Annotated in this window: 19 protein-coding genes and 1 pseudogene; 10 read left to right on the top strand and 10 right to left on the bottom strand. The window is 71.3% G+C overall.

Annotated features, from left to right (window positions below):
* Window positions 1–70: 70 nt before the first annotated feature.
* The gene (locus tag ACZ3KP_RS06280) at window positions 71–730 is read left to right on the top strand and encodes a GntR family transcriptional regulator (protein WP_467496899.1); all 660 of its coding nucleotides are present in this window, start codon (window positions 71–73) and stop codon (window positions 728–730) included.
* 225 nt (window positions 731–955) lie between these two features.
* On the opposite strand, the gene ACZ3KP_RS06275 is transcribed toward ACZ3KP_RS06280, so the two are convergent.
* From ACZ3KP_RS06275 to ACZ3KP_RS06245, 7 genes and pseudogenes are all read right to left on the bottom strand, one after another.
* Complete coding sequence (locus tag ACZ3KP_RS06275; RefSeq protein ID WP_467496897.1) at window positions 956–1,147, bottom strand: hypothetical protein; 192 nt, start codon at window positions 1,145–1,147, stop codon at window positions 956–958.
* Between the two features lie 119 nt (window positions 1,148–1,266).
* Window positions 1,267–2,157 carry a sugar phosphate isomerase/epimerase family protein gene (locus ACZ3KP_RS06270; protein ID WP_467496896.1) on the bottom strand — a complete coding sequence of 297 codons (891 nt, stop codon included), beginning with the start codon at window positions 2,155–2,157 and terminating at the stop codon, window positions 1,267–1,269.
* Between the two features lie 128 nt (window positions 2,158–2,285).
* Complete coding sequence (locus ACZ3KP_RS06265; RefSeq protein ID WP_467496894.1) at window positions 2,286–3,197, bottom strand: LysR family transcriptional regulator; 912 nt, start codon at window positions 3,195–3,197, stop codon at window positions 2,286–2,288.
* A 45-nt stretch (window positions 3,198–3,242) separates the two neighbouring features.
* The gene (locus tag ACZ3KP_RS06260) at window positions 3,243–4,946 is read right to left on the bottom strand and encodes an NAD-dependent malic enzyme (RefSeq protein ID WP_467496892.1); all 1,704 of its coding nucleotides are present in this window, start codon (window positions 4,944–4,946) and stop codon (window positions 3,243–3,245) included.
* 155 nt (window positions 4,947–5,101) lie between these two features.
* The gene (locus tag ACZ3KP_RS06255; RefSeq protein ID WP_467496890.1) at window positions 5,102–5,851 is read right to left on the bottom strand and encodes a LuxR C-terminal-related transcriptional regulator; all 750 of its coding nucleotides are present in this window, start codon (window positions 5,849–5,851) and stop codon (window positions 5,102–5,104) included.
* A gap of 102 nt (window positions 5,852–5,953) precedes the next feature.
* The gene (locus tag ACZ3KP_RS06250; RefSeq protein ID WP_467496888.1) at window positions 5,954–6,631 is read right to left on the bottom strand and encodes a glycerophosphodiester phosphodiesterase; all 678 of its coding nucleotides are present in this window, start codon (window positions 6,629–6,631) and stop codon (window positions 5,954–5,956) included.
* Between the two features lie 41 nt (window positions 6,632–6,672).
* A pseudogene (locus ACZ3KP_RS06245) lies at window positions 6,673–7,858 on the bottom strand (adenosine deaminase).
* 54 nt (window positions 7,859–7,912) lie between these two features.
* Here ACZ3KP_RS06245 and ACZ3KP_RS06240 point away from each other — a divergent pair.
* A complete protein-coding gene (locus tag ACZ3KP_RS06240) occupies window positions 7,913–8,758 on the top strand; it encodes a DUF4190 domain-containing protein (protein WP_467496886.1) in 846 nt (281 codons plus the stop codon).
* Here ACZ3KP_RS06240 and ACZ3KP_RS06235 read toward each other — a convergent pair.
* Window positions 8,755–9,330: an NADAR family protein gene (locus ACZ3KP_RS06235; protein ID WP_467496884.1), complete on the bottom strand. Its 576-nt coding sequence runs from the start codon at window positions 9,328–9,330 to the stop codon at window positions 8,755–8,757. The genes ACZ3KP_RS06240 and ACZ3KP_RS06235 overlap by 4 nt on opposite strands.
* Before the next feature lie 209 nt (window positions 9,331–9,539).
* Here ACZ3KP_RS06235 and ACZ3KP_RS06230 point away from each other — a divergent pair, with 209 nt between their 5' ends.
* The 8 genes from ACZ3KP_RS06230 to ACZ3KP_RS06195 all read left to right on the top strand — a co-directional run bounded on the left by ACZ3KP_RS06230 (window position 9,540) and on the right by ACZ3KP_RS06195 (window position 19,242).
* Window positions 9,540–11,075, top strand: a complete 1,536-nt coding sequence (locus ACZ3KP_RS06230; protein WP_467496882.1) for a gamma-aminobutyraldehyde dehydrogenase — start codon at window positions 9,540–9,542, stop codon at window positions 11,073–11,075.
* Window positions 11,076–11,129: 54 nt separating this feature from the next.
* A complete protein-coding gene (locus tag ACZ3KP_RS06225; RefSeq protein WP_467496880.1) occupies window positions 11,130–12,365 on the top strand; it encodes an ABC transporter substrate-binding protein in 1,236 nt (411 codons plus the stop codon).
* A gap of 7 nt (window positions 12,366–12,372) precedes the next feature.
* Window positions 12,373–13,518: an ABC transporter ATP-binding protein gene (locus ACZ3KP_RS06220; RefSeq protein ID WP_132889861.1), complete on the top strand. Its 1,146-nt coding sequence runs from the start codon at window positions 12,373–12,375 to the stop codon at window positions 13,516–13,518.
* Complete coding sequence (locus ACZ3KP_RS06215) at window positions 13,518–14,447, top strand: ABC transporter permease (RefSeq protein ID WP_467496877.1); 930 nt, start codon at window positions 13,518–13,520, stop codon at window positions 14,445–14,447. Before ACZ3KP_RS06220 ends, ACZ3KP_RS06215 begins: the two co-directional genes overlap by 1 nt.
* Window positions 14,448–15,248, top strand: a complete 801-nt coding sequence (locus ACZ3KP_RS06210; RefSeq protein WP_132889863.1) for an ABC transporter permease — start codon at window positions 14,448–14,450, stop codon at window positions 15,246–15,248.
* A gap of 31 nt (window positions 15,249–15,279) precedes the next feature.
* Window positions 15,280–16,707, top strand: a complete 1,428-nt coding sequence (locus ACZ3KP_RS06205; RefSeq protein WP_358975178.1) for an NAD(P)/FAD-dependent oxidoreductase — start codon at window positions 15,280–15,282, stop codon at window positions 16,705–16,707.
* A gap of 142 nt (window positions 16,708–16,849) precedes the next feature.
* Complete coding sequence (locus ACZ3KP_RS06200; protein ID WP_467496874.1) at window positions 16,850–17,296, top strand: hypothetical protein; 447 nt, start codon at window positions 16,850–16,852, stop codon at window positions 17,294–17,296.
* Between the two features lie 170 nt (window positions 17,297–17,466).
* Window positions 17,467–19,242: a chitinase gene (locus ACZ3KP_RS06195; protein ID WP_467498039.1), complete on the top strand. Its 1,776-nt coding sequence runs from the start codon at window positions 17,467–17,469 to the stop codon at window positions 19,240–19,242.
* Here the strand turns inward: ACZ3KP_RS06195 and ACZ3KP_RS06190 are convergent.
* Both ACZ3KP_RS06190 and gabT read right to left on the bottom strand, forming a co-directional pair.
* The gene (locus tag ACZ3KP_RS06190; RefSeq protein WP_467496872.1) at window positions 19,181–20,029 is read right to left on the bottom strand and encodes a phosphatase PAP2 family protein; all 849 of its coding nucleotides are present in this window, start codon (window positions 20,027–20,029) and stop codon (window positions 19,181–19,183) included. The two genes, ACZ3KP_RS06195 and ACZ3KP_RS06190, sit on opposite strands and share 62 nt — an antisense overlap.
* A gap of 222 nt (window positions 20,030–20,251) precedes the next feature.
* Window positions 20,252–21,586 (bottom strand): 4-aminobutyrate--2-oxoglutarate transaminase, encoded by a 1,335-nt coding sequence (gene gabT / locus ACZ3KP_RS06185; RefSeq protein WP_467496871.1) that lies wholly within the window; start codon window positions 21,584–21,586, stop codon window positions 20,252–20,254.
* Window positions 21,587–21,749: the final 163 nt, after the last annotated feature.

The following is a 21,749-nucleotide window of genomic DNA, read 5'->3' as shown; positions in this document are numbered from 1 at the left end:
ACTGATATATCAACCTGCTGTTGCGCTACGCTAAGAGGACGGATCGGCTCGCGTCAAGGGAGGGCTGCGCGTGACTGGGAGCGCCGGGCAGAGCGCGCGGGAGGATGCCGGGACGCTGGCCGACCAGGCCTATCGCGCCATCTCGGACCGGCTCGTGACCCTCCAGATCCGCCCGGGTGAGCCCATCAACGACGAGCGGATCGCCGCCGGACTCGGCTTCGGACGCACCCCGGTGCGCGAGGCCCTGAAGCGGCTCGAACACGAGCGGCTGATCGTTGCCTACCCCCGGCGCGGAACCTTCGCCACCGAGGTGCACATCGCCGACCTCGGGCACATCTCGGAGGTCCGCAGACGGCTGGAGCCCCTCGCCGCCGACCTGGCGGCCCGGCGCGCCGGCGAGGCCGACCGAGCCGCCCTGGAACGGCTGCTGGCCCGGCTGGCCGACGCGTCCGACGCCGGCACCGACCTGATCCGGCTCGACATGACCCTGCACCGCGCCATCTACGCCGCGACCCGCAACCCCTACCTGGAGGACACGCTGGTCCGGTACGACAACCTGGCCACCCGCATCTGGTGCCTGTTCCTCGACCGGCTGCCGGGCCTGGCGGGGCACGTCCAGGAACACGGCCCCCTGCTGCGCGCCGTCATCGACGGAGACGCGGAGAAGGCGGCGGCGCTGGCCGAGGGGCATGTGGAGGGCTTCGAGAAGGCGATCCGCAGCCTGATCTGAACCGCACCCCGGCGAAGCCCCAGCCGCACGACGCCCGAGGTGGGTCTCCCCGGCGCCGGACTCGCGGAGGACCGGCACCGGCCGATGCCGCTCGCGGGTCCGGCGGACCGTGACGGTGGCTGCCGTCGAGGCGGGTCCGCGCCGGCGGCACGGCGATGCGCCGCGCCCGGCTGTCCGCCGCGGACGGCGCCGCCGGTGACCGGCTCTCGCCGCGGCGCGCCGCCGCTACGGCGCCCGTGGCCGCTCCGCCCAGCCGGGGAACGGCGCCACCGTCACCTCGGACGGCAGGTCGAGCTGGGTGACCACTTGGATCGCCGAGGGGAGAGCCAGGCCGTCGTCCGGTGGCAGGGGGCCGACGCCCGGGTGGCGCGAACGCCGCCCTGTGCACCGCGCGTCCCACGGGGCCTGGCAGCGCACGGTGTGGATGCTGCCCCCTGGCGGCACGGGTCCCGAGGGTCGGGAAGACGCACGGCGCGGACGCGCGTCCCGTCGGTCGGTGACCCGCGCCGCCCGGTCCGGGCGCGGGGCGGGGGTGCTCAGGTGGCGGTGGCGCGCAGGACCGAGCGGAGGTGTTCGGCGCTCGCCCACACGTCGTCGACCGGGCCCTTCCCCTGGGGTTCCTCGGTGAGGATGGTGTCCTGCTCCAGCACGTACCAGCCGTCGTAGCCGCGGGCGGCGAGGTGGCCGACGATGGCCTCGACGTCGACGTCACCGGCGCCCAGCGGCCGGTACATGCCCGCGCGGACCGCGTCGGTGTAGGTGAGGCGGCCGGACTGGACCTTGGCGGCGAGGGCGGCGTCCACGTCCTTCATGTGCGTGTGGGCGATCCGCTCGGGCGCCTGCCGGGTCAGCTCGGCGGGGTCGGTGCCGCCGATGAGCAGGTGACCGGTGTCCAGGCAGAGCGAGATCGCCGAGTCCTCCAGGACCCGGCGGACCTCGTCGCCGTTCTCGATCATCGTGCCGACGTGCGGGTGCAGCACGGCCCGTACGCCGCGCTCCGCCGCCAGCGCGGTCAGCCGGTCGAGGTTGGAGAGCAGCAGCCGCCAGCCCTCGGCGTCGAGTGCGGGACGGGAGTCGTAGCCGTCCTGGCCGGTGATGGCCGACAGGACGAGGACCTCGGCGTCGGAGGCGGCGTAGCCCTCCAGGAGCTGCTCCGCCTCGGGCAGCGGGTCGTGTCCGGGCACGTGCAGCAGCAGCGGGGTGAAACCGCCCACCGCGTGCAGGTCGTGGTCGGCGAGGACCTTGGCCATCGCGTCGGGAGCGGCGGGCAGGAAGCCGTCCGGCCCGAACTCGGTGGCCGCGAGACCGACCTCGCGCATCTCCTTCAGTACCCGCTCGGGGGTCAACTGGTGGCCCCAGCCCGGTACTTCGCAGACACCCCAGGAGATGGGCGCGCCGGCGATCCGGTTCAGGGAAGGGGTGCTCATGCCGTGGCCTTTCGGTGGTTCCGGTCGGGGTGGTCCAACGGCGAGGCCGTTCACGTGCCCGTAACGCTAGGTCCGCGAGGACGGTCACCGGAACCCCCGAACCCATCAATTGGCCATCATCAAAACCATCATTTTTCCTTCACGGAGGCCGTCGTGCGCAGCGCGTGGTCCACGAAGCGGCGGGCGGCCGGCGGCAGGGTGCGGGAGGTCAGGCAGGCGATGCCGATGTCGCGGGCGGCGCGTACGTCGGTGAGGCTGAGGTAGCGGATGGGAAGGTCCGGGTTGGTCTCCGGGGCCGCCGCGGCGTCCGGCGCGGCCGGGATGAGGGAGACCCCGAGCCCGGCCGCGACCAGCCCGCGCAGCGTCTCCACCTCCTCGCCCTCGAAACCGACGAGCGGCGCGAACCCGGCCTGCCGGCACAGGGACTCGGTGACACTGCGCAGGCCGTAACCGGGCTTGAGCACGATGAACTGCTCCGCCGCCACCTCGGCCAGCCGGACGCGCCGGCGCTGCGCGAGCCGGTGCCGGGCCGGGACCGCCAGCCACAGCGGCTCGACCAGCAGCCGGCGCCAGGTGATGAGCGGATGCCCGGGATCCTTGCCGGTGATGATCAGATCGGCGGTGGCGTCCAGCAGGTGCTGGGCGAGCCCGTTCTCGTCGGCCTGGTGCAGTTCGAACCGGACGGCGGCGAACCGCTGCCGGAACCCGGTGACCAGCCTCGGTACCAGCCAGGTGCCCAGGGTGTGCAGAAAGGCCAGGGAGACCACGCCGGTGTCCGGGTCGACGACCTCGGCCACGGCCCGCCGGCCCCGGTCGTAGCCGTCCAGCACGGTGTCGACGTACTCCTTGAACACCCGTCCCGCCGGGGTGAGCCGCAGCACCCGGCCGACGCGCTGGAACAGCTCCGCGCCGACCTCGCTCTCCAGCCTGCGCAGCGCCCGGGAGAGGGCGGGCTGGGTGACGTGGGCGTCGGCCGCGGCCTCGGTGACCGTCACCCCCTCGGCCACGGCCCGGAAGGAGCGCAGTACCTCAAGATCCATCGTCCCACTCTCCCGCCGCACGGGAAGCGTCCCGTGCCGGTCCCCTCAGACGGCCTCGACCGGCGGGTACACCGGCTGCCACATGGCCGCCCTGACCCGGTCCTCGATCGTGGCGTCCACCGTCGCGCGGGCCACCCCGGCGGCGTCCGCCGCGCGGGCCACCGCCACCGCGACGGCCACCGACGTCTCGCGCAGCTGGTCGGTGAGGGGCAGGATCGGCGTCCCGGGACCGTCGGCCCGGGTCTGGTCCGCGACGGCGTGCGCGGCGGCGACCAGCATCCCGTCGGTGACCCGGGTGGCCCGTGCGACGATCGAGCCCAGCCCGAGACCGGGGAAGACCAGCGCGTTGTTGGCCTGCCCGATCCGGTACACGACCCCGTCCTGCTCGACCGGCCGGAACGGGCTGCCGGTGGCGATCAGCGCCCGCCCGTCCGTCCAGGCCAGCAGGTCGGCGGGGACCGCCTCGGCCAGGTCCGTCGGGTTGGACATCGGCAGGATGATCGGGCGCTCGGCGTGCGCGGCCATCGTGCGGACGATGTCCTCCGTGAAGGCGCCGCCCTGCCCCGAGGTGCCGATCAGCACCGTCGGCCGCACCCGTTCGACGACCTCGGCCAGCGCGATGCCGCCCACCTTCTCGTCCCGGTGCCAGTCGGCGACCTCGGCGGCCGGGCGGGCGTAGCGGGTCTGGAAGTCGCGCAGGTCGTCCTGGTCCTCGGTGAGCAGGCCGTACCGGTCGACGGCGAAGATGCGGGCGCCGGCCTCCTCGGCGGTCAGCCCGTCGGCGACCATGGCGTCCCGCAGCTGGTCCGCGATGCCGATCCCGGCGGTGCCCGCGCCGAAGACCACCGCCCGGTGGTCACGCAGCGCAGTGCCGCTGGCCTTCACGCCGGAGAGCACGGCGGCGAGGTTGACGGCGCCGGTGCCCTGGACGTCGTCGTTGAAGGTGAACTCCTGCGGGCGGTACCGCTCCAGGATGCGGCGGGCGTTGGCGGGACCGAAGTCCTCCCAGTGCAGGAGGGCGTCGGGGAAGAGGCGGCGGGCGGTGGTGACGTAGGCGTCGATGAAGGCGTCGTAGGTCTCCCGGTCCACGCGCGGGTGCTGGTTGCCGAGGTAGAGGGGGTCCTCCAGGAGTTCCTGGCGGTTGGTGCCGACGTCCAGCATGACCGCCAGGGTGCGGTTCGGGTCGATGCCGGCGGCGGCCGTGTACACGGCGAGCTTGCCCACCGAGATGTCGATGCCGCCCACTCCCCAGTCGCCGATGCCGAGGATCGCCTCGCCGTCCGTGGCGACGATCAGGTCGACGTCGTGCGGGCCGAGGCCGGAGGCGGTGAGCGCGCTCTCGATCTCCTCCGGCGCGTTCACCGACAGGTACACCCCGGCCGGGCGCCGGTACTCGTAGCTGTAGCGCTGGATCGCCCTGCCGACGGTCGGGGTGTAGACGATCGGCAGCATCTCTTCGAGGTGATCGCCCAGCAGCCGGTAGAAGAGCACCTGGTTGCGGTCGTGCAGGGCGGTGAGATTGACGTTCTTGGCCAGGTCCGTCGGCTGCGCGACGTACTGCTGGTAGGCCCGCTCGGCCTGCTGCTCCAGGGTCAGCACCGCCGGCGGCACCAGCCCCACCAGGCCCAGCTTCCGCCGCTCCTCGGGGGTGAAGGCGGTGCCCCGGTTGAGGCGGGGCTGGGAGAGGACGGCGCGTCCGCGGTCCGTGGTCTCGATGCGGCCTTCGTCGGCGTTCCACTGGGTGGTCATGCTCGGCTCCTTGTCGCTTCCGGCGTATCCCTGCCTTCCGCCAGAGTCGACCCGCGGGAACGCATACGTCCAATGCCTGAAACGGCGGTGATCCATGAGCCGACGGCATGCATGGCGGCCCACCTGGGTGTTCGCCTGCCCGGGCGCCGTGGCCCTCAGGCCGCCGGGCGGATCAGTCCCGACTCGTAGGCGAAGGTCACCGCCTGCACCCGGGCGCGCGCGCCGATCTTCCCGAGGACGTTGCTGACATGGGTCTTCACGGTGGTCGGGGCGATGGACAGCCACTGTGCGATCTCGGCGTTGGTCCAGCCGGAGGCCACGGCGATCAGGACGTCGCGTTCGCGCTGGGTGAGGGTGCCGATCCCCGAGGTGCGGGGGAGCGGGCGGACGGTGTGCTGCTGGCGGACGGCGTCGATGAGCGCGCGGGTCAGCCCGGGCGTGATCACGGCGTCCCCGGTGGCCACCACTCTGATGGCCGCGGTCAGTTCGGCCGGGTCGGCGTCGTCGAGCAGGAATCCGGCGGCCCCCGCCCGCAGCGCCGCCCAGGCGTCGGCCTCCCGGTCGGCCGCGGTCAGCACCAGCACCCGGGTGGCGAACGGCTCCTCGCCGGGGGGCCCCGGAGTGCGGGCCGGGTGGGTGGGCCCGGCCGGGTGGGCCGGGCGGGTGATGCGGCGGATGGTGTCGATGGCGTCCGCCCGGGACGGCGTGCTGTCCATGACGACGACGTCGGGACGGAGCGCGGCGCTCGCACGGATCGCCTCGTCCCCGTCCGCCGCCTCGCCGACGACCGTCAGTCCCGGCTCGGCGGTCAGCAGCATGCGCAGGGCGAGGCGCTGGAGTGACTGGTCGTTGACGACGAGTACGGAGACGGTCTTCTCCCTGCGGGGTTCCACGCGAGGTTCCATGCGAGGTCCGTTCCCTGAACGAAACAGTTTCGTTCACATGCTACGCCCGCGACCGCCGTGCCGGGAGAGTGGGCCTGCTCACTCGCCCCGGACGGGCGGGCTTCAGCGCAGGGCGTCGAGCAGGTCCACTCTGTTCGTCGTGATCGAGTCCACGTTCATGTCCAGCAGGCGGCGCAGGGAGCGGCGGGTGTCCGGGGTCCAGCAGGAGACCAGGTGGCCCGTGTGGTGGACGTGCTCGGTCAGGGCGTGGTCGAGCAGGGTGAAGCGGTAGTTGAGGTAGCGGGGGCGGATCGCGGCCAGCAGCACGGGGCGGGTCGGGGCCAGCGTCGTACGGGTCAGGGCGATCTCCGCCGCCGTGTCCGCCGCGCGCACCGCCAGCATCGCCGCCGCGTCCCCCGTGTAGTAGACGCGGTCCGTCGCACCGCACTCCCGTGCCACGGCCACGATCCTGGCCACCGCTCGCTCGCTCGGGCCTCCGGGCAGGTCGATCATCACCCGGCCGCCCTCCGTGGCCGCCAGCGCCTCGGCGAGGGTCGGCACGCCGCCCGCCGTGAGACCGCGAACCTCGTCCGCCGACAGGGCGTTCAGCGGGCGGTCGTGCCTCCACAGCCGCTTGAGCGTGGCGTCGTGCAGGAGGACGGGGACGCCGTCACGGGTGAGGCGTACGTCGATCTCCACCGCGTCCGCGCCCCGGCGGAGCGCGGAACGCAGCGAGTCGAGCGTGTTCTCACGGAAACGGTAGGGGTCGCCGCGATGGGCCACGGCGGTCACGGTCTGCATGAGCCCATGGTCTCAGGGGCCGGCAGGAGACCGTCGGCTCGTCAGGGGGCGAGCCACGCCTTCGTGTAGGCGTCGATCTCGGCCGAGATCCTCGTCTTGCCCGGCTGGTCCAGGAAGGACGCCTCGACCGCGTTCTTGGCGAGGTCGGCGATGCCGTTCTCGTCGAGGCCGAGGAGACGGGCGGCGACGACGTACTCGTTGTTCAGGTCGGTGCCGAACATCGGCGGGTCGTCGGAGTTGACCGTGACCAGGACGCCGGCGTCCACGAAGGCCCTGATCGGGTGCTCTTCGAGGGTGCGGACCGCGCGCGTGGCGATGTTGGAGGTCGGGCACACCTCCAGCGCGATCCGGTGCTCCGCGAGGTGCGCGAGGAGCTTCGGGTCCTGCGCGGAACTGGTGCCGTGGCCGATGCGCTCGGCGTGCAGCTCGACCAGGGCGTCCCAGACCGTTCCGGGACCGGTCGTCTCACCGGCGTGCGGGACGGAGTGCAGACCGGCCGCGACCGCCTGGTCGAAGTACGGCTTGAACTGCGGCCGGGGCACCCCGATCTCGGGACCGCCGAGACCGAACGAGACCAGGCCCTCCGGGCGGAGCCGGTCGTCGGTCGCGAGGCGTACCGTCTCCTCCGCGGCCTCCAGACCCGCCTCGCCGGGGATGTCGAAGCACCAGCGCAGCACGGTCCCGAACTTGGTCTCGGCCGCCTTCCGCGCGTCCTCGATCGCGTCCATGAAGGCCCGCGCGTCGATGCCGCGCCGGGTGGACGAGAACGGGGTGATCGTCAGCTCCGCGTAGCGCACGTGCTGGCGGGCCAGTTCGCGGCCCACCTCGTAGGTGAGCAGGCGGACGTCCTCGGGCGTGCGGATCAGGTCGACGACCGACAGGTAGACGTCGATGAAGTGCGCGAAGTCCGTGAACGTGAAGTAGTCGACCAGCGCCTCGGGATCCGTGGGCACCTTGGAGTCGGGGTGCCGGGCGGCCAGTTCCGACACGATGCGGGGGGAGGCGGAGCCGACGTGGTGGACGTGCAGTTCGGCCTTGGGCAGCCCGGCCACGAAGGCGTGCAGGTCGCGCGGGGCGGCGGGTTCGGCGTGGCGGTCGGTCAAGGGTTCCTCCCCGGAACGGCGCGGGGGCCGCCTGCGGCGGCGGTACGCCGTGAGACGGCCCTTTGCGCGGTGATCGGCTGATCGGTGGTCCGGGGTCATCGTAGGCCGGACCGGTGTCCGACATGACCGGGCCGTAGCATGACGGGCGGCACGCGCGTGGGAGAGGGGACACCGGCAGATGGCTGACGAGGCGCCTGAGGCTCCGCGGATACGGCTGGACAAGGGCGCGGAAGCGGGGGAGGGGGCCGGACGGGCGGCGGACGCCGCGGTGCCCGGCGACGGCTCGCGGCGCTGGGCCGGCGCCGCGCCCACGGGCGGCCCCGGTGAGACGGTGCTGTCCGTCGGCTCGTCCGTCGGCCCGGACACTCCGGGGACACCGGCACCGTCGGTCCACGACCAGCGGACGGCCGCGGGGGCCAACCCCTTCGCCGCCCCGACCGCCCCGCCCCCCAGCTCCTTCGCGCCGCCGTCCCCCACACCCGCGGTGTCGCCCCCCGCCCCCTTCGCGCCCCCGGCCTCCGCCCCTCCGCAGTCGCAGGCCAACCCCTTCGCGCCGCATCCCCATGCCTCGCCGGGGCCCCCGCTCAGCGCGGCCGTGCCTCCGCCGCCCATCGCCCCTGACGGGCCCGGGCAGGTGCCGTACGGCTACCCGGGCGCGCCCGCTCCCGGCGCGGTGCCCGGGGGCCCGGGTTACGGGTATCCCGGGCCGCCGCTGCCGTCGTACCCGGGTGGGCCCGGAGGGTACGGCGGCTGGCCCGGGATGCAGGCCGCGCCCAACAACGGGATGGGCACGGCCGCCATGGTCACCGGGATCATCAGTGCCCTCGGGTTCTGTCTGACGCCGGTCGCACTGGTCACCGGGATCCTGGCGATCGTCCTGGGCGTCCTCGGGCGGGCGCGGGTCAGGCGTGGGGAGGCCACGAACCCCGGGCAGGCGCTGGCGGGGATCATCTGCGGGTCGGCGGGGCTGGTGCTGGCCACCGCGTTCATCGCACTGATCGTCTTCGCCGAGACGCAGAACTAGGAGGCGGCACCGGTCCCGTTCGCCGACAGTCGCTCTCTCGCCTCCATCAGCGCGAACCCCAGCAGGTTCGCCCCCTGCCACCGCTCCGGGTCGTCCGCCCGCGCATCCGTCGCCGCCAGTCCGATCCCCCACACCCGGTCCACCGGGCTCGCCTCCACCAGGACGCGGTCGCCCGTGCCCAGCAGGAAGTCCCGCAGTGCGGCGTCGGCCGCGAACTTGTGGACGCTGCCCTCGGTCACGATCCCCAGCCGCTCCCGCTGCCAGATCGCCTCGTCGAAGCCCCGGACCAGACGGCCGGCCTTCTTCGCCTCGGCGGGATGCGATGCCGCCAGCACCCGGCGCTCCGCCTCGGCGTCCGCGAAAAGCCTCGCCTTGGCCGCCATCATCCAGTGCTCGGCGGTCGCGTAGCCGACACCGTCGACCACGAAGGGTGACGGCCACCACTGGCTCAGACAGCTCGCCGAGACCTGGCCGTCCGGCCGCGGCCGGTGCCCCCAGAAGTGCAGGTACTTGATCCTGGCCCCCGCCCGGACCGCCCTGATCAGGGCTTCCACAGAATCGATCTTCACCATGCACGCCAGTCTGGCAGGCACCACTGACACTCCGTCCTCCCTTTTCCGTTCCCACTCGACACCTGGTCGACAGATTCCGTCGCGTAACCAAAAGGCAACAACGGAATCACTTGTTGGACTCCCCTTGCTCTGTCAGGATCGGCAGTCAAATCCAGCTGGAGCTACGCCACCCGCCTCTCGGGACGGGCGCACGGCGGAGGAGAAGCGACATGGACAACCCGGGCACCGCCACCCCGGAGACCTTCCCCGCGCAGGAGCGGCTCGCCGGCGGCGCGCAGTACATCGCGGGACGGTTCGCCAAGGGCACGTCGGGCCGCACGCACGCCGTCGTCGACCCGGCCACCGGCGCGGACGTGTACACCTACGAACTGGCGGGCACGGCGGACGTGGACGCGGCCGTGGCCGCCGCACGGGACGCCTTTCCCGGCTGGGCCGGGGCGACCCCCGGTGAGCGGTCCGACGCGCTGCACCGGTTCGCCGCCGTGCTCGCCGACCGCGCCGAGGAGTTCGCCCGTGCCGAGTCGCTCCAGTGCGGCAAGCCGCTGAAGCTGACGCGCGAGTTCGACGTGCCGGGGACCATCGACAACACCGCCTTCTTCGCGGGCGCCGCCCGGCACCTCCAGGGGCAGGCGGCGGCCGAGTACTCGGGCGACCACACGTCGTACGTCCGCCGGGAGCCCATCGGGGTCGTCGGGTCGATCGCGCCCTGGAACTACCCGCTCCAGATGGCCGCCTGGAAGATCCTCCCGGCGATCGCCGCGGGCAACACCGTCGTGCTCAAGCCGGCCGAGCTCACCCCGCTCACCTCGCTCCTCTTCGCCGAGGCCGCCACCCTGGCCGGGATCCCCGACGGTGTGATCAACGTCGTCACCGGGACGGGGAAGGAGGCCGGTGAGCACCTCGTCGGCCATCCCGACGTCGCCATGACCTCCTTCACCGGCTCCACCGGCGTCGGGAAGCGCGTCGCCGAGATCGCCACGGCGACCGTCAAGCGCCTCCACCTGGAGCTGGGTGGCAAGGCGCCCTTCGTGGTCTTCGACGACGCCGACCTGGAGGCCGCGGTCCACGGGGCGGTCGCGGGTTCGCTGATCAACACCGGGCAGGACTGCACGGCGGCCACGCGCGCGTACGTGCAGCGGCCGCTCTACGACGCCTTCGTGGAGCGGACGGCCACGCTCATGGAGACCGTCCGGCTCGGTGACCCGTTCGCTCCCGGTACCGACCTCGGGCCGTTGATCTCGCACGCGCAGCGGGACCGGGTCGCCGCCTTCGTGGAGCGGGCGCGCGGCTACGCGCGCGTGGTGACGGGCGGCGAGCCGCCCCAGGACGAGCTCAAGAGCGGCGCGTACTACCGGCCCACCCTGATCGCCGACGCGCCGCAGGACAGCGAGATCGTCCAGGCCGAGATCTTCGGCCCTGTGCTGGTCGTCCTGCCGTTCGACACTGATGATGAGGGCATCCGGCTGGCCAACGACACCCCGTACGGACTGGCCGCCTCCGCGTGGAGCGGCAGCGTCTATCGCGCCAACCGTGCGACCCGTGAGATCAAGGCGGGGTGCGTATGGGTCAACGACCACATCCCGATCATCAGCGAGATGCCGCACGGCGGCTACAAGGCGTCCGGCTTCGGCAAGGACATGTCGGCGTACTCGTTCGAGGAGTACACCCAGGTCAAGCACGTAATGTTCGACAATACGGCGGTGGCTCGGAAGGACTGGCACCGCACGATCTTCGGGGACCGATAGTCATACCTCCGGCCGCTCGGTGAACGGCCGTCTTCCCGAAAGGGCATCTAGCGCATGAGGCAGTACGAGCCCGACCGCCCCACACCGGTCGAAATGGCCGCGATCCGGCGCAGCCTACGCACCGGCCGGGCCGCCCTGGCCCGCCGTTCGTTCCTGGGCGGCGCGCTCGCGGTGGGCGGCGTCGGGGCGCTGAGCGCCTGCGGCATCCCCGCGGCCGGCAAGACCCAGGGCGGAGTCTCCGCCGACGACCACTCGGCCAAGGAGAAGGTGGTCAACTTCTCCAACTGGCCCGAGTACATCGACGTGGACGACAGCGGGAAGACCCACCCCACGCTGGACGAGTTCCGCAAGCGGACCGGCATCACCGTCAAGTACACCGAGGACATCAACGACAACGACGAGTTCTTCGGCAAGGTCCAGCCGCAGCTCGCCGCCGGCCAGGACACCGGCCGGGACCTGATCGTCCTCACCGACTGGCTGGCCGCCCGGATGATCCGGCTCGGCTACGTCCAGCAGCTGGACGCGTCCAACCTGCCGCATGCCTTCGCCAACCTGTCCGACCAGTTCCGCAGCCCCGACTGGGACCCCGGCCGCGCCTACTCGTACCCCTGGCAGGGCATCTCCACCGTCGTCGCCTTCAACAAGAAGGCACTGAACGGCGTCGAGGTGAAGTCGGTCTCCGACCTGCTCGACAACCCCGCGCTCAAGGGCCGGGTCGGCCTGCTCACGGAGATGCGGGACACCGTCGGCATGACCATGCTCGACATGGGCATCGACCCGGGGAAGTTCGGCGACGACGACTACGACAAGGTGATCGCCCGCCTGCAGAAGGCCGTCGACAAGGGACAGATCCGCCGCTTCACCGGCAACGACTACACCTCGGACCTCAGCAAGGGCGACCTGGCCGCCTGCGTGGCCTGGGGCGGCGACATCGTGCAGCTCCAGGCCGACAACCCGGACGTCGCCTACGTCATCCCGGACAGCGGCTACATGACGTCGACCGACAACATGATGATCCCCAACAAGGCGCGTCACAAGACGAACGCCGAACGGCTCATCGACTTCTACTACGAGCCCCAGCCGGCCGCGGAACTCTCCGCCTACGTCAACTACGTCAGCCCGGTCGCGGGCGTGCAGCCGTACCTCGCCAAGATCGACAAGGGGGCGGCGAGCAACCCGCTGATCGTTCCCGACAAGGCCATGCAGGCCAAGTCCCACGCCTTCCGGGCCCTCAGCTCGAAGGAAGAGACGGCCTACCAGCAGAAGTTCGCGAAGCTCACAGGGGCGTGACGACACCATGACGAAAGACAGCAGCGGCGACGTCCGCCTCACCGGCATCGGCAAGACCTACGACAACGGCTTCACCGCCGTACAGCCGATGGACCTGACCGTGCCGCAGGGCTCCTTCTTCGCCCTCCTCGGCGCCTCGGGCTGCGGCAAGACCACCACCCTGCGGATGATCGCGGGCCTGGAGGAGCCGACCAGCGGCACCGTGCACCTCGGCGACCAGGACGTCACCCACCTGCCGCCCTACAAGCGGCCGGTGAACACGGTCTTCCAGTCCTACGCCCTCTTCCCGCACCTGGACATCTTCGAGAACGTCGCCTTCGGACTGCGCAGGCGCGGCATCAAGAGCGTGAAGAAGCAGGTCGAGGACATGCTGGAGCTGGTCCAGCTCGGCGAGCAGGCCCGCAAGAAACCGCACCAGCTCTCCGGCGGCCAGCAGCAGCGCGTCGCGGTGGCCCGCGCCCTCATCAACCACCCCAAGGTGCTCCTGCTCGACGAGCCGCTCGGCGCCCTCGACCTCAAGCTGCGCCGTCAGATGCAGCTGGAGCTCAAGCGCATCCAGACCGAGGTGGGCATCACCTTCATCCATGTCACGCACGACCAGGAGGAGGCCATGACCATGGCCGACACCGTCGCCGTGATGAACGCGGGACGCGTCGAGCAGCTCGGCTCGCCGGCCGACCTCTACGAGAACCCGAACACCACGTTCGTCGCGAACTTCCTCGGCACGTCGAACCTCATCGAGGCCGAGGTCGACACGAAGAACGGCGACGACATCGTGCTCAAGGCCGGCGACGGCAAGCTGGTGCTGCCCGAGGCGCGATGTTCGGCGCCCACCACGACCGGCGGCAAGGTGCTGGTCGGGATCCGGCCCGAGAAGATCTCCCTCACCCACGCCGACGACGCGGGCACCATTCCCGAGGGCCGCAACCGGATCACCGGCAAGGTCGCCGACGCCAGTTTCATCGGTGTCTCCACGCAGTACGTCATCGACAGCGCGGTCTGCCCCGAGTTCGCGGTGTACGTGCAGAACGTCGAGCGCGACGGGCGGCTCGTCCCCGGCGCCGACGTGGTCCTGCACTGGAGCCCCGCCCACACCTTCGGACTCGACGCCGCCCAGGACATCGACGCCGGCACCGAGGAGGAGGCCGCCTGATGGCCACGCTCTCCGAGGCGCCGCCGCCGCCGGCGCCCGCCGCACCCGAGGCGAAGCCACCGCGCAGGCGGGGCAAGTGGACCCCCTACTGGCTGCTGCTGCCGGGCATCCTCTGGCTGGTCGTCTTCTTCGCGCTGCCGATGATCTACCAGGCGTCCACGTCGGTCCAGACGGGCTCCCTGGAAGAGGGCTACAAGGTCACCTGGCACTTCGCGACCTACTGGGACGCGCTGAGCGAGTACTGGCCGCAGTTCCTGCGGTCCGTCTTCTACGCCGCCGCGGCCACCGTCCTGTGCCTGCTGCTCGGCTACCCGCTGGCGTACCTGATCGCCTTCCGCGCCGGGCGCTGGCGGAACCTGATCATGATCCTGGTGATCGCGCCGTTCTTCACCAGCTTCCTGATCCGCACCCTGGCCTGGAAGACGATCCTCGCCGACAACGGCCCGGTCGTGCACGTACTGAACTCGCTGCACGTCCTGAGCGTCACCGACTTCCTCGGCTGGACGGCCGGCGACCGGGTACTGGCCACCCCGCTCGCGGTGGTCTGCGGTCTGACGTACAACTTCCTGCCGTTCATGATCCTGCCGCTCTACACCTCGCTGGAGCGCATCGACGGACGGCTGCACGAGGCCGCCGGCGACCTGTACGCCAAGCCGTGGACGACGTTCCGGAAGGTCACCTTCCCGCTGTCGATGCCGGGCGTGGTCTCCGGCACCCTTCTCACGTTCATCCCGGCGGCCGGTGACTACGTCAACGCCGAACTCCTCGGCTCGACCGACACCCGCATGATCGGAAACGTGATCCAGACGCAGTTCCTGCGCATCCTGGACTACCCGACGGCGGCAGCCCTGTCGTTCATCCTCATGGCCGCGATCCTCGCCATGGTCACGATCTACATTCGCCGGTCCGGGACGGAGGATCTGGTCTAAATGCCCTTCGTCAACTGGCTCAAGAAAAACCTCGTCGTCATCGCGGGACTGCTGACCCTCGGATATCTGCTCCTTCCGAACATCATCGTCACGGTGTTCTCCTTCAACAAACCGAAGGGGCGCTTCAACTACGAATGGCAGCAGTTCTCGCTGGACGCCTGGAAGCAGCCGTGCGGGGTCGCCGACATGTGCGGCTCGCTCGCCATCAGCCTCCAGATCGCCGTCTGGGCGACCATCGGGGCCACCGTGCTCGGCACGATGATCGCCTTCGCGCTGGTCCGCTACCGCTTCCGCGCCCGCGGCGCCGTGAACTCGCTGATCTTCCTGCCGATGGCGATGCCCGAGGTCGTGATGGCGGCCTCGCTGCTCACGCTGTTCCTCAACATGGGCGCCCAGCTGGGCTTCTACACCATCCTGATCGCCCACATCATGTTCTGCCTCAGCTTCGTCGTCACCGCGGTCAAGGCGCGCGTGATGTCGATGGACCCGCGCCTGGAGGAGGCCGCCCGGGACCTCTACGCCGGACCGGCGCAGACGTTCCTCAGGGTCACCCTCCCCATCGCGGCCCCCGGAATCGCGGCGGGCGCGCTGCTGTCCTTCGCGCTCTCCTTCGACGATTTCATCATCACCAATTTCAATGCGGGCTCCACCGTCACCTTCCCCATGTTCGTCTGGGGTTCGGCACAGCGCGGCACGCCCGTCCAGATCAACGTCATCGGTACGGCCATGTTCCTGGTCGCCGTACTGTTCGTCCTGGCCTCGATGCTCATCAACAACCGCCGCAACCGGCAAAAGGCATAACGCCTTTATCGCTCTGTAGGGAGTTGGAATCATGGCCCCGAGCGCCATGAGCCGTCAGGCAGATTGGACCACGTCACTCCGCGAAGCACAGCCGGTCGCGTACTGGCTCGAAGACCCCGGCAAGCCCCACCCCGAGCCCGCGCTCACCGGCACCGACACCTGCGACCTGCTGGTCGTCGGCGGCGGGTACAGCGGACTGTGGACCGCGCTCAACGCCAAGGAGCGCGACCCCGGGCGCGATGTGGTCCTGCTGGAAGGCCACGAGGTGGGCTGGGCCGCCTCGGGCCGCAACGGCGGCTTCTGCGCCGCCTCCCTCACCCACGGGCTGCCCAACGGGCTCGCCCGCTGGCCCGGCGAGATCCACCGGCTGCAGGAGCTGGGCATGCGCAACCTCGACGAGATCGAGGCCGCCGTGGCCCGGCACGGCATCGACTGCGAGTTCGAGCGCACCGGCGAGATCGACGTCGCCACCGAGACCTACCAGGCCTGGGCACTGCGCGACTGGCACAGGGAACTGGAACAGCGCGGCCTCGCGGACGGCTTCGAGTTCCTCGACGCCGACGCCGTGCGCGCCCAGGTCGCCTCACCCACCTTCGAGGCCGGCCTGTGGGACCGGCGGGGCGTGGCCATGCTCAATCCGGCCAAGCTCGCCTGGGGCCTCAAGCGGGCCTGCCTGGACCTCGGCGTCCGGGTGTACGAGCACACGCCCGCCCTCGAACTGAAGCAGTACGGCGCCGGCATGGCCGTACGCACCCCGTACGGCGGGGTCCGTGCCCGGCAGGTCGCGCTCTGCACGAACATCTTCCCGAACCTGCTCAAGCGGGTCCGCGCCTACACCGTCCCGGTCTACGACTACGCCCTGATGACCGAGCCGCTCACCGCCGGGCAGCTCGCCGCGATCGGCTGGCAGAACCGGCAGGGCCTCGGCGACTCCGCCAACCAGTTCCACTACTTCCGGCTCTCCGCCGACAACCGCATCCTGTGGGGCGGCTACGACGCCATCCACCACTACGGCGGCCGGGTGCGCCGCGAGTACGACGACCGCCCGGAGACCTACGCCAAGCTCGCCGGTCACTTCTTCACCTGCTTCCCGCAGCTGGAGGGCGTCCGCTTCAGCCACGCCTGGGGCGGCGCGATCGACACCTGCTCCCGCTTCTCGGCGTTCTTCGGCACCGCGCACCAGGGGAAGGTGGCGTACGCGGCCGGGTACACCGGCCTCGGTGTGGGGGCGACCCGGTTCGGCGCCGACGTGATGCTGGACCTGCTGGCCGGGGAGGACACCGAGCGCACCCGCCTGGAGATGGTCCGCAGGAAACCGCTGCCGTTCCCGCCCGAGCCGTTCGCCTGGACCGGCATCGCCCTCACCAAGTGGTCGCTGGCCCGCGCGGACGCGCACGGGGGACGCCGGAACCTGTGGCTGAAGGCCATGGACCGGCTGGGGCTCGGATTCGACAGCTGACGGCCCGGCAGGCGACGGCCCGGCAGGTGGCCGAGGTCACCCGATCGGGTCGGTGAAACCCGCGTAATGCTCCCGGAGGACCTCCCTCTCCCCTCGTGGACGCGACCACCGCGTCCACGAGTCGGATCGGGAGGTCCTCTTGATGACTGGGGCGAAAACGGCGGTCGAATGGCTGGCATCCGTCGCACCGGACCCCGAGTCCTGCCGCTGGGAGTGGGAGCGCAACCCCCTGGGGGTCGCGCTGCTGCCCGCCGGCAGGGCCTGGGACGTGCTGATCCTGCCGGGCGAGCTCGGCTGCCGCACCCTCGACGTGCTCATCCGCGTCCTCGACCGGCCGGGGCCCGTCCTGGTCGACTTCGGGGACAACCGGGTGGGCTTCTTCGTACCGCCCGGCACGGCCGCGCGCTGGCTGGGCACGGGGATCCGCGCGGCGGGGGCCGGCACCTGGATCGTGGTGCCTCACCCCGGGCGGTCGGCCCACGGGGTGCGGTGGCTGGTGGCGCCGGACGGATCGGGGACGCTGACGGATCCGGCGCTGCTGGAGCTGGCGATGCACGAGGCCGCCGCCGGCCTGGCCGACGGTGACTAGGCGCCGTTCGTATCCGGATTGTCGGTTGGCGGCGGGTGGGTGGGGGTTGTTCGCGCCCCGGCCGTAGCTCTTGACAGGAGAATTGGTCTGGACCAAGTTGAGTCCGCACCGCACCTCCAAATCCCCCATCACCGGAGGCACTTGTGGTTCGCGCGAGACCTGTCCTCACCATGCTCACGGCCGCGTTGCTGGCCGTGCCCGGTATCACCGCTCTCTCGTCGGCCGCCCGTGCGGCCGACGCGGACCTCGCCGTCAATGGCGGCTTCGAGTCCGGCCTCGCCGGCTGGACCTGCACGGCGGGCAGCGGCATGACGGTCAACTCTCCCGTGCACAGCGGGAGTTCCGCGCTGCAGACGACCCCGGCCGGCAGTGACAACGCCCAGTGCGCGCAGACCGTGACCGTCAGGCCGAATGCGCAGTACACCCTCTCCGGCTACGCCCGCGGCTCCTACGTCTACCTCGGCGCGAGCGGTACCGGCACCACCGACGTCTCCACCTGGACCCAGTCCGCCCCCGACTGGCAGAAACTCACCACCGCCTTCACCACCGGCGCCTCGACCACCAAGGTCACGATCTACACCCACGGCTGGTACGGCACCGGCGCCTACTACGCCGACGACGTGTCACTCATGGGCCCCGGCGCTCCCGCGGACCGGCCACCCGCCGCGCCCACCGGGCTGCGGACCGGCACCGTCACGTCCACCGCCGTGGCCCTGGCGTGGACCGCGGTCACCGGCGCGACGAGCTACGCGGTCTACCAGGACGGGGCGAAGGTCCAGACGGCCGCCGGGACCTCGGCGACCGTGACCGGCCTGTCCCCGGCCACCGCGTACAGCTTCCGGGTCACCGCCCTGAACGGCGCCGGCGAGTCCGCGAAATCCGCCGCCGTGACCGCCACGACCGCCCCCGGGTCCTCCGGCGGCTCCAGCGGCCTGCCCACCCACGCCCTGGTCGGCTACCTCCACGCCTCCTTCGCCAACGGCTCCGGCTACACCCGCCTGGCCGACGTGCCCGACAGCTGGGACGTCATCGACCTGGCCTTCGGCGAGCCGACCTCCGCCACCTCCGGGGACATCCGCTTCAACCGCTGCCCGGTGACCCAGTGCCCGAACGTCGAGTCCGACGCCGACTTCAAGGCGGCCGTCAAGGCCAAGCAGGCGGCGGGCAAGAAGGTGCTGATATCCATCGGCGGAGCCAACGGCCAGGTGCAGCTGACCACCACGGCGGCCCGTGACACCTTCGTCTCCTCGGTCTCGGACATCATCGACACCTACGGTCTGGACGGCCTGGACATCGACTTCGAGGGCCACTCGCTGTCCCTGGACGCGAACGACACCGACTTCAGGAACCCGACGACCCCGGTGATCGTCAACCTCATCTCCGCGCTGCGGACGCTGAAAGCGAAGTACGGGGCGAGGTTCGTGCTGTCGATGGCGCCCGAGACCTTCTTCGTGCAGATGGGCCACCAGTACTACGGCACCGGCAAGTGGGGCGGCCAGGACCCCCGCTGCGGGGCCTACCTCCCGGTCATCCACGCCCTGCGCGACGACCTGACCCTGCTGCACGTCCAGGACTACAACTCGGGACCGATCATGGGCCTCGACAACCAGTACCACTCGATGGGCGGCGCCGACTTCCACATCGCGATGACGGACATGCTGCTCACCGGGTTCCCGGTGGCGGGTGACGCGGGCAACGTGTTCCCGCCGCTGCGCCCCGACCAGATCGCGATCGGCATGCCGGCGTCGACCGACGCGGGCAACGGCTACGTGGCGCCGTCCGAGGTCACCAAGGCCCTGGACTGCCTGACGAAGAAGACGAACTGCGGGTCGTACACCACGCACGGCACCTGGCCCGCGCTGCGCGGCCTGATGACGTGGTCGGTCAACTGGGACCGGTACGCGAACTGGGAGTTCCAGAAGAACTTCGACGCCTACTTCGGCTGAGCAGCAGGGCCAGCGCGGTCAGCATGATCGTGCCCAGGCACCAGCTGGCCAGCACGTCCAGCGGCCAGTGCCAGCCGCGGCGGACCAGGCCGTAGGAGACGCCGAGGACCAGGGCCGCGCAGATCCCGACGGCCAGTCGGCGGGCCCGCGCGGAGGCCAGCCAGGGGAGGAGGATCAGGGTCGCGGAGCCGTACGCGATCGCGGCCGTCGCCGTGTGGCCGGAGGGGAAGTAGCCGACCGCCGGGGGCACCACGGGGGTCCCCGGGCGGGCGGTCCAGTCCTTGAGCGGGACGACGATCGCGGGGACCAGGGCCATCAGGACGGCCGCCGCCGCGGGCGGCAGCCACCAGCGGTCCGTGCCGGCGGTACGGCCGCGCCGGCCGACGTAGGCGATGGCGACCACCAGGACCGGGACCGCGACCTGCACGTTCCCGAGGTCGGAGAGGCCCGAGGAGAACCGGTCCGGGTGGACCAGGGCGCTGCTCAGACGGCTGTCCAGGCGCAGCAGGGGGCCGTGCGCCACGACCTGCCAGGTGATCAGCGCGAAGAGGACGGCCGGAAGGCCGATGAGTCCCGCGAGGAGAAGGAGAAGAAAGGAGGTCGGCCGCCCCGGAACAGGGGGGGTGGTTCCGAGGCGGCCGTCCGGACCGGAACGCCGCACGCCCCGGGGGGTTTGGGGCGGGCGACCGTCCGATCGGTGAGGAGATCCGGCGCCGGAGGCTCCGGTTGTGTGCGCGAGGGCACGACCAGGTCGAAGCTGGGGAGGCCCCGTCCTGAAATCACCCACAGTCCCCTGTGGGCGGGGTGTATCTCTCATCTGCTCAGAACCTACGGCAGGGTGTGGCACGGCGACAGGCGGAATCACGTCCCGCCATCCACCTCGCACACGTTCTTCACACGGCCTGACGGGAGCCGCCCAAGCCTCCCACATCCCACCGGACGGGACGGCCGGGGCGGCGGCGACGCACGGGAACGGGCCCCCTCGCGCGGCCCGGCGCGGCCCGGTGGCTCAGATCCGCGCGAAGGCCTGCTCGATGATGTCGAGGCCCTCGTTGAGGAGGTCCTCGCCGATCACCAGCGGGGGCAGGAAACGCAGCACGTTGCCGTAGGTGCCACAGGTCAGGACCAGCAGGCCCTCCTGGTGGCAGGCCTTGGCGAGCGCGGCGGTCGCCTCCGGGTTCGGCTCCTTGGTGGCCCGGTCCTTGACCAGTTCGATGGCGATCATCGCGCCCCGGCCGCGCACGTCGCCGATGACGTCGAATTTCTCGGCCATGGCGGTCAGGCGAGGCTTCATGATCGCCTCGATGTTCTTCGCCCTGGCGTTGAGGTCGAGCTCCTTCATGGTCTCGATGGCGCCGAGCGCACCGGCGCAGGCGACCGGGTTGCCGCCGTACGTGCCGCCGAGGCCGCCGGCGTGGGCGGCGTCCATGATCTCGGCGCGGCCGGTGACGGCGGCCAGCGGCAGACCGCCCGCGATGCCCTTGGCGGTGGTGATCAGGTCGGGGACGATCCCCTCGTCCTCGCAGGCGAACCACTGGCCGGTCCGGCAGAAGCCGGACTGGATCTCGTCGGCGACGAAGACGATCCCGTTGTCCTTGGCGAACTGGCTGATCGCGGGCAGGAAGCCCTTCGCCGGCTCGATGAAGCCGCCCTCGCCGAGCACCGGCTCGATGATGATCGCGGCGACGTTGTCGGCGCCGATCTGCTTGCTGATCTGGTCGATGGCCTGCCCGGCGGCCTCCGGACCGGCGTTCTGCGGGCCGGTGGGCCAGCGGTAGGCGTACGCGACCGGCACCCGGTACACCTCCGGTGCGAACGGCCCGAAGCCGTTCTTGTACGGCATGTTCTTCGAGGTCAGCGCCATGGTGAGGTTCGTACGGCCGTGGTAGCCGTGGTCGAAGACGACCACGGCCTGCCGCTTGGTGTACGCCCGCGCGATCTTGACGGCGTTCTCGACGGCCTCGGCGCCGCTGTTGAACAGCGCGGACTTCTTGGCGTGGTCGCCGGGGGTCAGCTCGGCGAGCGCCTCGGCGACCTCGACGTAGCCCTCGTACGGGGTGACCATGAAACAGGTGTGCGTGAAGTCGGCCAGCTGGGCGCTCGCCCGGCGTACGACGGCCTCCGCGGAGGCACCCACGCTGGTCACCGCGATGCCGGAACCGAAGTCGATCAGGCGGTTGCCGTCGACGTCCTCGATGATGCCGCCGCCCGCGCGGGTGGTGAACACCGGCAGCACGGAGCCGACGCCCTGCGCGACCGCGGCGAGACGGCGGGTCTGCAGCTCCTGCGACTTGGGGCCGGGGATGGCGGTGACGACGCGGCGCTCCTGCGGAAGTGCGGTCATGGGGGGCTCCCTGGTGAATCGTGCGAACCGGCGAGTCCCGGGCTGCGGACCGAGTGGTCTTCCGGGTGACTCCGGCGGTGCGTCTTCGGACGCTTTCCTTCTTTCTTCGCAGGCTAGGGCCGGGTGTGGGAGGTGGGCATGCTCCATGTGGGCGTTGTCGGGG

Source organism: Streptomyces sp. NPDC020958 (assembly GCF_055562175.1).
This window is presented reverse-complemented; position numbering and strand designations above follow the sequence as displayed.